Source organism: Paenibacillus wulumuqiensis, from assembly GCF_000971965.1.
GTDB classification, from domain to species: Bacteria; Bacillota; Bacilli; order Paenibacillales; family Paenibacillaceae; genus Saccharibacillus; species Saccharibacillus wulumuqiensis.
This window is the reverse complement of the sequence record NZ_LAQP01000014.1, coordinates 85,204-97,116: the sequence shown is the minus strand read 5'-3', so window position 1 is coordinate 97,116 and position 11,913 is coordinate 85,204. Positions and strand designations below refer to the sequence as shown.

The following is an 11,913-nucleotide window of genomic DNA, read 5'->3' as shown; positions in this document are numbered from 1 at the left end:
TTTGAACGGTAGGGACCATTGGGAACTGCTTGCTGATTCAGACCCTCGGCTGTTCTTCGGTTTGAATAGGCGTGTACAGGTTAGAAATTATGCGTACCGGTTAGATATAATGGTAGCATTGAATATGAATCATCATTTTATTTTGAATGAACAAGGACAGGTGAATAAGATGCCCGATATACAGATCAAGCAGATAGAAAACGAATATGAACTGGACCACTGCCTGTTTATCCGCAAAATGGTATTTGTAAATGAACAGGGTGTACCGCTGGCAGACGAATACGATGAATGGGATAACTACCATGCGGGTATTCCGCATATTATCGCTTATGACAAAGAGCAGCCGGTCGGCACTGCCCGCCTGCGCGAAGTGGATGGCATCGCCAAGCTGGAGCGGATCTGCATCGTCGATACCCACCGCAAATACGGCATCGGTCAAAAGCTCGTCCGCGAGCTGGAAAACATCGCTTTAAGCCATGGATTAACCCGGGCCAAGCTGCATGGACAGACCCAGGCACGTGGATTCTATGAACGACTCGGGTACATCGCCGATTCAGAGGAATTTATGGAAGACGGTATTCCTCATCTGCGTATGGTCAGGGAACTGAAATAGCAGGCTGGCGATTGGACTGTACGGATCTTACCGACAGATAAAACAGTAAAAAAGGATGACCCTTACCATGTATTCACTGGTTTGGGTCATCCTTTTTCATTATTACTTATCAAAATGACGAATCACTACATTTTCGAACATCGCCCTGCCACCATCTGCGAACAGGGTAATGCCCTGATCATCTTTGTTCGGGAAAATAAGGCTGGAGTAGGCGACCGTGCCATCATCCACAAATACTTCGATACTGTTCTTGTCGACAAGCACTTTCAAATGGACTTTTTTCTTGTCGGTATTGAACGGTGCTCTGCTCTCCAGACTTGTACCGTTCGTATCCGGATGACCGGTGTACGTTCTGTTGACGTACGTATACGCGCCTTCCACAAATACTCCCACATCAACATGACGACTCTTGTCTCCGGACTCCCGCAGACGCAGGCCTGCATTCTTCAGCTGGGACCAGGAGATGTCCGCATCCAACTGATACGAAGCTCCGCTGGCATTGAGTATGCGGGAACCTTCGACCTCCATCCGCTGAAACGTCTGGGTAGAGGCGGGCAGCTGGCTGATCGCCCCGATCGGCTGGGAAGACAGATCATACGATTGACCGTTGAAACGAAGCCGTATTTTGCGGACGATCGAATCCATGCCGTTGAATCCTTCTTTCAAGGTAGGCGTATTGTTGGCATAATCCCAGTTGTTCATCCAGCCAAGTGCATAACGCTGCTCATACGGATTGGAAGCGCCGGCGATATCAAAGGTTACTGCGGCATACCAGTCAAACCCGTGATCCAGCCATTTCGGCTCCTGCCGGTCGGCAATAAATTTCTTGCCGTTAAAACTGCCGGTCCAGTAGGCATACGTATTCGGATTCCCTGCTCCGCGGCCGTTGGCACTGGCGCCGAGTACCCATTTGTATGCTCCATTCGTGGCCTGCATCCGGTACAGGTCAGGACATTCGAGCGTACCGACATTTTCAGTGAGGAATCCGCTCGTATACTTCCACTTCTTCAGATTGGTGGACGTGTAAAAGCCGATTTTATTGCCTTCTGCCATCAGCATGACCCAGTGCCTCGACTGGGAATCCCAGATGATCTTCGGATCGCGGAAGTCGGCGTTGCCGGGGTTCGCGAGAACCGGCTTTTTGCTGTAGGAGGTGAATGTCTTGCCTCCATTCTTGCTGTACCACAGATACTGTTCCTGTGCTCCGCCATTGGCAGACGGCTGGGTCAGAATTGCGATAAATGCATTTTTGCCAAAGCCGGCTGTGTTATGGGTGTCCACTACGACAGAGCCTGACCATGGATCACCATTTTTATTCGTATATTTGGGAATGGCTACCCCCTGATCTTTCCAGTGGATCAGATCGGTAGAGGTCGCATGGCGCCACTCGGTGCCATTGCCATTCGGATAGTCTTTGTTATAGAGATAATAGTAATGATATTTTCCTTTGAAATAAACGGGACGCTGTGGATCATTCTTCCACTTGTCCGGAACGGTAAAATGATAATGGGCTCGCTGGTTCGTCAGCTGTGTAGTGCCGGGCGGGCTGTCCTGTCTGCTGCCTGCGGCACGGTTTTGTGTGAAATAATAGAGTAATGCACCTACTATAATGAGCCCAACCACACCGAGAATGACCAGTGTTCGGCGGCGTCTGGATGTTGTTCTGCTGTTGTTCAAATCGGCACCTCCTTGTGTTGGTTATCTTCCCCCTGTTGTTCCGTAATGCGCTGGCTAACTTGCTTCCAACAAAATGAATAAAGGAAAAGAAAATGCCGCTCCTACCCGGACATTTTCTTTTCCCCTCTAACTTTGTTTGCTGACTTTTCTGCCTTACTTCTCTGCCTTACTTTACAATCTTATCGTTCTGTCAGGTTATGGAATCCATATCCTATTTGGATGTGATCTGACCCTGTTCCAGCGTACTGTTTGGCATTACTTTGGTGCGGCTGCCGTTGATCATCACTTCAAAGCTTGGTGCAAACGTAGAATGGTGATCGGTATAGAATCCTCTGTTGGTCATGTAGCTGGTAATTACCACTTTGTTGCCTTTGACCTGTGGAATCGCAAAGTGAGCATAGTTCCACGTAATATCACGCTTGTTCAGATCCTGGTGCAGTACCAGCCCGCTGCCGTTGAGCGGCTTGTAAGGACCATCGATGGAATCCGCTACATAACCGAGCATGTAGATGTCTTCGTCATCCACGCCATCGACGAACATTTTGGCACCGCGTGTATCGGTGAACAGGTACCATTTGCCTTTCATTTTGAAAATGTTGGCACGTTCGATCTCATCGGTAACCGTGTTGGACGCGATGAGCGGCTTCATGACTTTTTTGAGGGAATAATCGTCATTCAATTCGATGATGCCAAGAGCACCGTTCGCGATTGTAATATAGTTGCGGTCCGGGCTGTTCAGGAGCTTCTCCCGTTCGCTTTCAAAGAATTTGTCATCTCCGCCATAGTAGGCTTTGTTGGACAGCATCGATTGGCCCTGGTAACCGGTCTCGGAGCCGGTATTGGCTTCAAACACCAGATATTTATGACCGTTATCTTCTACATAGTGCGGATCTCTGAGAGTATGGTTATCGGAGTAATCTCCTGCACGGAATGCCTGATCTACAGTTTGGTACATTTTGCCGTCGCCATCAAAGATCGATTTGAAATCTTCGACGCCATTTACCTGCAGCGTTCCATTGGAAGGTTCGGATACATTGACCTGAGCGGTAGTCAGGGTCTGTTTACCGAAGAATCCTTTGTCTGCATCCCATGGCTGACGGTTGGTGTAGAACAGGCGGACTTTGCCTCCTTTGGTCAGTGTCGCCGAACCGGACCATTCTTCGGACTGGTTATTCAGGATCGAATCGTTCGGTACCATTTTGTCGGTATCCTTGAAGACACGACCTGCATTTTTCCAGGCATCCAGAGATTGGTCGCCTGCTTTTTTGTAGAACAGGTAAATGAAGGTGTCGGAAGACACTTTCGGATCGCCCGCCAGTCCGAAGACCACTTCATAACCGTTATAGTTGGCTACCGTGCCGTCCGCATTTTGCAGCGGCCAGGTGTCCCATACGTCCAGATCAATCGTATTGCCGTTTGCATCCTTGCCTTTGGCGGAAGGGATATTGCGAATCTTGGTGACATCAAAGCCAGGTACCTCAAATTGGGATTGACCTTGCTGGCTGGCGATTTTCAGTGCATCAAAGCGTGTAAGGTGAGTGAATCCGTACGTATCTTCAAATACAGCGGATGCCGGTTCGATCACAGGTGTCGACGGAGCCGGCTGTACGCCTCCATTGTAATCCTGTTCTGATCCGCTCGCAAAAGCGGATGTCCCCCCTGCAAGCATGGCGGCTGCGATCGTAGCGGCAGCTGCTTTTCTGGAAAAATTCTTGATTTTCATGTTCCTTCTCCCTTTCTGAATTCGAGAATATGGCTGCGTCGGCGCACAAAAAAGACCTAAAAATCCCTATAAGGAACGGACGGCGATTGCCGCACGGATTCCTCACGGAGTTTTTTAGGTCTTGCCTGCTTTACCAGTAACACACCCGGATATGCTGTTGCTGACACTTATTCTATAGGGCGAATCATTGGAACACTATAGACTGAATTAACCAATTTACAAACCGACACAAAAGGATATTTCTGTAAATTTTCATTATTTTCTGCGATTATTGGTCTTATTTTCACTGTTTCAAAGTTTACATTTTTGTAATCAAGGCTGGTCGCCAGCTACTATTTATCCATATTATGGTGAAATCAGGGTGGTGTATTGCACTATTCGCATGGGGCAATAGACCTGTGTCCTTTGCTTTCCACCTTCAAATATCTGATCTAACCATCCAATAACACTGATAAAATGGATCTCTCTTCCATGACATTATCCATTTAGCGGGTGTTATGACCCAGTCTCTCCAGCAGACGATTTACTTCAATAGCGATCAATACACGCTGACTCTCTGTAAATGTATAGCCGTATTCCTCGTCAATCTGTTCGGACAGCTCCTGCACCTGCTCATAGACAGTGCCATACCGCTCGATCGCAATCCGGATAATCTCAGGGTCCAGATCCTGCTGATGTTCCTGCAGGATACTTTTCAACTGGCTCATCAATCGTTCATAGGCAGCTGACTTGCGGTCAAGTCGCTGATTCACGATATACTCAATCTCTTCCACAATATCCTTCATGATCGCCGCCATGCCTGCCGCCGTCGCCTGCGCACCGGCATTCATACGGGCCGTATGAATATGCATCGCAATATAGCCGACTTCATCTTCGGGGATATCAACCTGCAGACGGCGAGAGATCAACTCCCTCGCATGCAGGCCAATACGGAATTCTGCCGGATACAGCAGCCGGATCTCTTCCAGCAGAGTGTTGTGAATGACCATACCGCTGCGCAGCCGCTCCAGTGCAAAGGACAGATGGTCGGTGAGCGCAATATGAATATGCTCGTTAAAGGTAACCTGCAGTTCCTGCTCGGCATGGGAAATAATACTTTCGGAGACGGCAATCTCTTCTTCAGGCAGCTTTTGCAGCATTTCCTGCAGATAACCATAGCGCTCCTGATCTTCCAGAATAAATACTTTCTCGATCCGCTGGGTGTCCACGATATCGTTTTTCCCTTTTTCAAAAGAGATACCGCCGCCCATTACAATCTTTTCCTGGCCATGATCATCGACGACCACGGCATTATTGTTGAGAATCTTTTTAATTTTCATAAGGTCCTCCTGTGACTTTACGAATGAAGTGTGAAATATTGTACCGAAAAGCCGGTTTCTCTACGCCCAGCAGCAGAGCAGCCACAAAGGCTGTTCCTGCGGCCAGCAGAAAACCGATCATATAATGAACAAAGTTGGCTTCGCCAAAAGGAATAATATACGCCAGCATCGGAATACCGGTCAGCCCAAAAGAATTGGCCACGACGTGGTGGAAGCCTACATAGGCGCCGCCTACCGCTCCCCCGATCGCCGCTCCGAGGAAAGGCCGGCCCAGCTTGAGATTAACACCCAGCGCAATCGGTTCGGTAATCCCGAGAAAAGCCGTGATCGAACCGGACAGGGCTACCTTGCGCAGCTCACTGCTGCGGGTGACCAGGTAGACGGCCAGTCCTGCACCACCCTGGGCCATATTGGCCATCGACCAGATCGGCAGCAAGAAGTTCACGCCTACATGCGGATCGGAGATCAATCCGACCTCTATTGCCTGTATCCCCTGATGCAGACCGGTCAATACAATCGTACTGTAGATGCCGCCCAGGATCAGTCCGAAGAATGTTCCTCCATAGATAAACAGGTATTTCAGCAGCTGGCCGACCCATTCGCCAAGCCAGACCGCTGCCGGACCAATCGCGAGAATCGCCAGCGCACCACCGGCAACCAGACTGATGCCCGGTGCCAGCAGGGTAGCTGCCGATGCCGGCAGTATCCGGCGCAGTCCCTTCTCGATCCAGGACATGACCAGCACGGCCAGAATAATCGGGATCATTGATCCCTGGTAGCTAAACTGCGGATCCGCCAGTGTACCGGCCGTCTGCACCGTTGTTCCATAGGAACTGACCAGCAGCGCCAGATCGGGGCGGGACATGGCAATACCAAGCACCGCACCGATTGCCGGTGTACCGCCAAATCTCTTGGCTGCATGATAGCCAAACAGTACACTGATCACCTGAAAAGCGGAACTGGTCAGCAGTTGCAGCAACCTGAACCAGACCGCATCCGGTGCCACCGAGCCGGAAGACTGCAAAATGCTCACCAGTCCCAGCAAAATACCCGCTGCGATAAACAGCGGCAAAATCGGCAGCAGAATATCCGAAAAGACAGCTGCTGCCTGCATCAGACGACTGGTAACCGGATGTGCCTGCTGGGCACCCGTCGATGTAGGCGGTTCGGAGATTTCCGATTTTGGCTGCACTTCGACAACTGGCTGTTCCAAGCGGCTCTGTTCGTGCTCCTGAAGCAGACGGGTGATCTGCCGGTGTACTTTGTAGACAAGCTCCGGCCCGACAATAATTTGCAGCTGTCCGGCCTGACGGTTGATATTTTGCACTTCTTTCAATTGATGAAGCTCAGATTCATGGATGGCATCATGATTTTTTAATTTAAACCGGATACGGGTAGTGCAGTGCATCACTTCGAGCACATTATCGGCACCACCGGACAGTTCTACCAGACGCAGGGCGAGCTCCCGTGCCTGATTTCCTTTGTCACGTCTTCTGCCGGAAGAGGGCGGGCTTACTTCATCGGGCAACTCTATTCCTCCTTTATCGGTCTTGATCCGGAATGATGGATATGGATTATAATTTGAAAAATACAGCAATTCCGGTATATTCTGAAAATTTCATAGGAGTTACAAAGTAACAACTCTGTAGTATAGGATAGATTGCCGTTTCTGACAATGCTCGTGAGTAGAGAGCTGTAGATGGCCGGTACGGGGTTCATTTGTGATAAAAGCTGGCTTCATGGTATATTGTCACAGAATATGCAGGTGGCTGATCTACCTTTTGCCGGGCCGGACTACTCCGTACTGCAATGAGATGGATTAGCCTGATTGCTGCGATAATTAGCACAACAGCAAAGGAGGAAGCATGATGACCACCCGGCTGACAGATGACCAGCAGCAATCGATTGTCGCCTTCCTCCGGCAGCAGTGCGCAGCGGATACCATTATTCTGCTCGGCTCTGCTGCACGCAGCCAGATGCGGCCGGACAGCGATGTGGATATCGCCTATCTGTCCGGGACAGCTCTGTCTGTCTATCAGCGGTTCATGCTCGCTCAGGAACTGGCGGATGAACTGGGACGGGATGTGGATCTGATCGATTTCAGGGAAGCGAGTACGGTGTTCCAACTGCAGATCGCTTCGACCGGAAAAATGATATATGAAGAACAACCGCTGCCACGGCAGCTGGCCTGGATGAGAGCCTATACGGAATATGCCCTGCTGAACGATCGGCGGCAGCCGGTGATCCAATACTATACATCTGGAGGAATGACTGTGAACCAGGATATTTATCTGAACAAAAGCGCCACAATCCGGCGCTGTATTCAGCGTATTCATGAAGAGTATGCAGGAAACGCGGAGAATCTGTATAACTTTACCCGGCAGGATTCGATTATTCTGAACCTGCAGCGTGCCTGTGAAGCCTGTCTGGATCTGGCGATGCACATTATCGCAGAACAGCAGCTGGGCGTACCCCAGAGCAGCCGGGATGCCTTTGACCTGCTGCATCGGAGCGGCTGGATCGACCGGGAGCTGAATCGCAATCTCAAAGCCATGGTCGGATTCCGCAATATTGCGATGCATGATTATCAGGCGGTGCAGGTGGAGATTCTGGAAGAGATGATTGAGCATCAGCTGCCTGATTTTGAGCGATATCTGGCGCAGGTGGGGCAGAAAGCCTGATTATGCGCATCAAGTCAGGCATGATGAAGTGATAACAGGTGGATAATATTTCCTGATTGAGCAGCATCCACTTCGAAAAGGAATAAGGACACGTCTTCCCGCGGAGCCGGGGAATCTACGAATTAGTAGGAAATGTAGATTCCCCGGCTCCAATGTCGTCCTTTGTCTTTATTTCCTTTCCCCCGTTCTGTGCGTATGGCATTATGTGGTTGGAACGGGTGTATGTAACTTTTTTCCATTTGTATCGTCTATTGCTTTGAGGTGGTTGCTATGAGAAAAAGAGGTTGGCTGATTACCGCCATTATTGTGGTTGTATCTGTGCTTATGGTACCGCGACTTTTTGAGTCTACTATTCCTCCGGCTATCGCTCCTGCTGCTGGCCATCCTCCGGTTGACTGGAGTGCTGACAAGCCGCCTGCGCCAACGATCACAGCCGGTAAGACAGCAATTCCCTGGGTGCAGACCACTTACTGCTGGAACCAGGGCTGTGCCGATAGTGTAGGAGGCCAAGACGCAATGACAGGGAAAGAACCTGCTATTGTGCCTGCAAACACCATAATCCATGTTGGCTATCCTTATGATCCTGCACCGAATGAGCTAATCGTTCAGCAGTTCGTCAATAACCAGCCGGTAAATATCCCTCTCCAAAATGGCAGTTTCGCTGCACCAGCAGCCAAAGGTACTTATTACTATGCCTTAAGCGCTTCATGGATCAAGGAAAATACCGAATACACACTTGGCGATACTTCCGCAGCATTTGCCATTGAAGTACGCTAGATTGGCCATTTACATCAAAAAAGAGCAGGAGACTATACGTCTTCCTGCTCTTTTTCAGACGGTTGGATCATGTAGACATTGCTGACCAGCACCTGAGCGCGGTATTTGACATCCAGATTCATGTCTTTCTCGCGGACGATCAGTACGGCGCTGCGGCGTACATCCGGATTGATCTCTTCCTCATCCCGGGTCCGATTGGAGATGATTCCCTGATACACCTGCCTCCCGGATACGAAGAACAGCGGGCAGGTCGCGATGCTGTCTGTCTTTACATACACCGTAATAATAAAAATAATGATAAACATCGACACCGTCAGATTGACCACCGAGGAGTAGTCGACAACAATCTGCGGCAGCAGCAAGGTCAGCAGGAAAAAGGTATAGTCATTGACGCTAATCTTCTCATACTGGCGGATCGACACTTCCCGGCCGATGGTGCGGGTGGCGAGCCGTTCCTCCAGTCCACGCAGCAGCCACCAGATGACCAGCCGGTACAATCCCAGCGAGATGAGCAGGACGGTCACGAGAAAGACCAGTTCCACAACCCACCAGCGGGTGAACATGTCTTCGAGCTTGTCCTTGGTCAGTCCGGCAGGCAGCAGGTCGTTATGGTAAATAAATCCGCTGAACATGACGATCAGGAGCGGTATATACGCGGTGATCCACATTAGTACCTGCTCTCTTTTGGTCCACATCATACGGCCCCCTTCTCATCACTCATGCAGTCGGCTCATCTGCCGAATTCTCGTAACTCACAGCCACTCCATATTCTCCGGTCAGGAAAGACTGGACAATCTTATCGGAAAAGAACTGGATCAGCGTCTTGGGCTCCTGATCCTTATGGAACCGGATTTTGCGCTTGTCCAGATCGATAAAGTCATACAGTTCCCACAATGCACGGTACTTTCGCCGGTAAGCCTCCGCCCGTTCGGGCTGACGCGGCATTTTGCGCCGGATCAGCTTGAGCTCTTCACACCGGTCTTCAAAATTGCGCTGCAGCACTTCAATTGTCTCCGGCTGAATCTGCGCCAGGCTGCGTGAATAGAAGTACTGGCGGCAGCTGTCCTCGAACTCTTCCCGGTTGGATTCCTCTCCATCAAAGAAAGGCAGCGCCGTGATCCGCTCCAGATTCTCATCCCGCAGCTCGTTAATATGATCCTGATAATCAAAAGCATACTCGAACGGACGCAAGTTGGATATAAAAATCGTATCTTCAACGATAAAAAAGTCGATCGGACCACCGATCTCCAGCAGTTCACTGTCCGCAAACTGCAGCTCTCCGGAGTTTTTGAAAGCGAATTTCTTTTTACCGATACTGCGCTTGGGCTTGCGGTAGAAGCAGCAGTATATGTTCTCGTCTTCCAGCTGGATCTGAATCATCTGGAAATGAGTGCTGGAATCTTCCAGCCCGCTATCCGGGTGCTCCAGCGCAAAGATCAGACCTTCCTTGCGTTCAGCCACCGTTCCTTCGGAGGAATCCAGCTCCAGCATCGCCAGCGTATCATTTTTCTGAACTTCAAAATTATAATCGCTTACCATAAATTCGCTCTCCTCCCGGCTGTTTTCCTGCCGAAATGAACGGAAAGCGTATACAACTTGCTTTTTTAGCCAATTTTGCACATCAGCCGATATGGCACTTTCCCGGGCACGATAGTAGTGATCTGCCTCTTTTTGCTTGCGTACGGTAAAAAAGGACAGACCCATCTGCTCCAGTGCTTCGGCGGTCGTCTCCATGGCAGCCAGGCGGTATACCGGATGATCCGGTGCGTTAATATTCATGTGTTCACCATTCCTTTGAATGAGTTGGTTGCCGGGTATGCCGTGTGAACATTGAGTTTGTAGTCAGCCCATGATTTGCTCTGAAAAGGGATAGCTGGGCTACTTATATTTTACCAAAATATCCCTGTAATTTCCTTTTTTAATCAAAATAAATTTTGGGTAACAGGGAAAAAGCCCGGATGCTATAGGAGCATGTAATCCGGGCTTTTGGAGAGATTGTATTTGGTTAGGACGGTGGAACTTTGATCGTAAAGTCTATGGACCAATATCCTTCCATTTTTTATATCGAAAATAAAAATTATTCACACTTTCGTCTGTGCATCCGATACTTAATCCGTACGCTGCTCTCCCGGCATAACAAAAGAGAGTTTCCCACCCGCATCTGTCACGCCCCCACCTACCTCATATTCGTATCCGGTCCGGTTGTAACCTCCATCAGCATTCACAATTCCGGTGATGGACATACTGCTGTCACCAAGATAACTATACATATTGTACAAATAATCTGTATTTTTCACAGGTACACTTCCCCATTTATCCTTCAATTTAAAATTCAGAAAATCTTTTAATGCATCGGAGGAATTTTGAGGAAGATGAGCCTGCCATGTAATGACAGGGAAATCTTCTTTAAACTCGATAAAGGATACTGTGTCTGCAGTGATGTGATAGAACTGCAGTGCTTTTCCAGCAGGAAAGAGACAATGATTTTCCACGCTCTCGGATTCTTGGTCATAATGCAATTGCAGCAGCTTTTTCTCTCCATGCTTTGGTATTTGACTCAGCAGTCCAGTCGCCAGCTGCCGGGCTGAAGCAAGATCGCCGTGATACAGTGTCTGTCTGTCCTTTTCACTGAGCGGGGAATGGATACTCAGCTGACTGCCTTTGGTACTAATTTGGTACCCCAATGGCATTAGGAAATTGACAGGGATATACGTACGTCCCTTGATCTGCTGAAACGGTACAGTAAGCTCCGAGGTTGGATCGTTATCCTTATTTACGCGATATCTGGCTTTGCCAATTGTAAAAGTATATACTTCTCCCCACTTTTTCAGAGTGACCTTGTGATGCACCGAATCTACAGCAAGAGTGGCATCGATCGCTCTGGCAAGATCGCGGATCGGTATCAGTTTTCTTCCTTCGCGAATTTGTGCATCCGATCCTTTTATCGTCTGCTGATCGGGCGTGGTAATGCTAACGGGTGATGCGTATGTAGGTGTGGAGCTGAGCAGCAATCCTGCTGCAATCGAGGCAGCAATGAGCTTTTTCAATCTTATCCCTTCTTTGTCATGAATTTGCTTCCGGTAGTACATACTCTGCTGGGAGAATAAAAGTTGCGCAGATTCA

General features: G+C 49.3%; 10 protein-coding genes and 1 pseudogene. 4 read left to right on the top strand and 7 right to left on the bottom strand.

Annotated elements, in window-relative coordinates; genetic code table 11:
• Window positions 1-124 precede the first annotated feature (124 nt).
• A complete protein-coding gene (locus tag WH45_RS16550) occupies window positions 125-613 on the top strand; it encodes a GNAT family N-acetyltransferase (RefSeq protein WP_235338401.1) in 489 nt (162 codons plus the stop codon).
• Between the two features lie 102 nt (window positions 614-715).
• Here WH45_RS16550 and WH45_RS16545 read toward each other — a convergent pair whose 3' ends face one another.
• The 4 genes from WH45_RS16545 to WH45_RS16530 all read right to left on the bottom strand — a co-directional run bounded on the left by WH45_RS16545 (window position 716) and on the right by WH45_RS16530 (window position 6,860).
• The gene (locus WH45_RS16545) at window positions 716-2,290 is read right to left on the bottom strand and encodes a glycoside hydrolase family 32 protein (protein WP_046215531.1); all 1,575 of its coding nucleotides are present in this window, start codon (window positions 2,288-2,290) and stop codon (window positions 716-718) included.
• A 211-nt stretch (window positions 2,291-2,501) separates the two neighbouring features.
• Entirely contained in the window at window positions 2,502-4,013 is a 1,512-nt protein-coding gene (locus WH45_RS16540; protein WP_046215530.1) for a glycoside hydrolase family 68 protein, read from the bottom strand.
• A gap of 485 nt (window positions 4,014-4,498) precedes the next feature.
• Window positions 4,499-5,332, bottom strand: coding sequence for a PRD domain-containing protein (locus WH45_RS16535; protein WP_046215529.1), 834 nt, complete (start codon window positions 5,330-5,332; stop codon window positions 4,499-4,501).
• Window positions 5,322-6,860, bottom strand: a complete 1,539-nt coding sequence (locus WH45_RS16530; RefSeq protein WP_052723825.1) for a PTS transporter subunit EIIC — start codon at window positions 6,858-6,860, stop codon at window positions 5,322-5,324. Before WH45_RS16530 ends, WH45_RS16535 begins: the two co-directional genes overlap by 11 nt.
• 337 nt (window positions 6,861-7,197) lie before the next feature.
• On the opposite strand from WH45_RS16530, the pseudogene mntA reads away from it, so the two are divergent.
• The 3 genes and pseudogenes from mntA to WH45_RS22930 form a co-directional block, all read left to right on the top strand.
• Window positions 7,198-7,554 (top strand): annotated as a pseudogene (mntA, locus tag WH45_RS23785) (type VII toxin-antitoxin system MntA family adenylyltransferase antitoxin); the annotation flags it as partial.
• 51 nt (window positions 7,555-7,605) lie between these two features.
• The gene (gene hepT, locus WH45_RS23780) at window positions 7,606-8,013 is read left to right on the top strand and encodes a type VII toxin-antitoxin system HepT family RNase toxin (RefSeq protein WP_152663585.1); all 408 of its coding nucleotides are present in this window, start codon (window positions 7,606-7,608) and stop codon (window positions 8,011-8,013) included.
• Window positions 8,014-8,283: 270 nt separating this feature from the next.
• Complete coding sequence (locus WH45_RS22930; protein ID WP_052723824.1) at window positions 8,284-8,790, top strand: hypothetical protein; 507 nt, start codon at window positions 8,284-8,286, stop codon at window positions 8,788-8,790.
• Between the two features lie 32 nt (window positions 8,791-8,822).
• On the opposite strand, the gene WH45_RS16515 is transcribed toward WH45_RS22930, so the two are convergent.
• From WH45_RS16515 to WH45_RS16505, 3 genes are all read right to left on the bottom strand, one after another.
• Complete coding sequence (locus WH45_RS16515; protein WP_052723823.1) at window positions 8,823-9,488, bottom strand: hypothetical protein; 666 nt, start codon at window positions 9,486-9,488, stop codon at window positions 8,823-8,825.
• A 19-nt stretch (window positions 9,489-9,507) separates the two neighbouring features.
• Window positions 9,508-10,569 (bottom strand): Kiwa anti-phage protein KwaB-like domain-containing protein, encoded by a 1,062-nt coding sequence (locus WH45_RS16510; protein ID WP_046215527.1) that lies wholly within the window; start codon window positions 10,567-10,569, stop codon window positions 9,508-9,510.
• 329 nt (window positions 10,570-10,898) lie between these two features.
• Window positions 10,899-11,837 (bottom strand): copper amine oxidase N-terminal domain-containing protein, encoded by a 939-nt coding sequence (locus WH45_RS16505; RefSeq protein WP_046215526.1) that lies wholly within the window; start codon window positions 11,835-11,837, stop codon window positions 10,899-10,901.
• Between the last annotated feature and the right edge of the window lie 76 nt (window positions 11,838-11,913).

Bases quoted from the DNA above. Each gene is read 5' to 3' on its own strand.
- WH45_RS16515 (WP_052723823.1), bottom strand. From the start codon at position 9,488: ATGATGTGGACCAAAAGAGAGCAGGTACTAATGTGGATCACCGCGTAT.
- WH45_RS16510 (WP_046215527.1), bottom strand. From the start codon at position 10,569: ATGAATATTAACGCACCGGATCATCCGGTATACCGCCTGGCTGCCATG.
- WH45_RS16535 (WP_046215529.1), bottom strand. From the start codon at position 5,332: ATGAAAATTAAAAAGATTCTCAACAATAATGCCGTGGTCGTCGATGAT.
- WH45_RS16540 (WP_046215530.1), bottom strand. From the start codon at position 4,013: ATGAAAATCAAGAATTTTTCCAGAAAAGCAGCTGCCGCTACGATCGCA.
- WH45_RS22930 (WP_052723824.1), top strand. From the start codon at position 8,284: ATGAGAAAAAGAGGTTGGCTGATTACCGCCATTATTGTGGTTGTATCT.
- WH45_RS16550 (WP_235338401.1), top strand. From the start codon at position 125: ATGAATCATCATTTTATTTTGAATGAACAAGGACAGGTGAATAAGATG.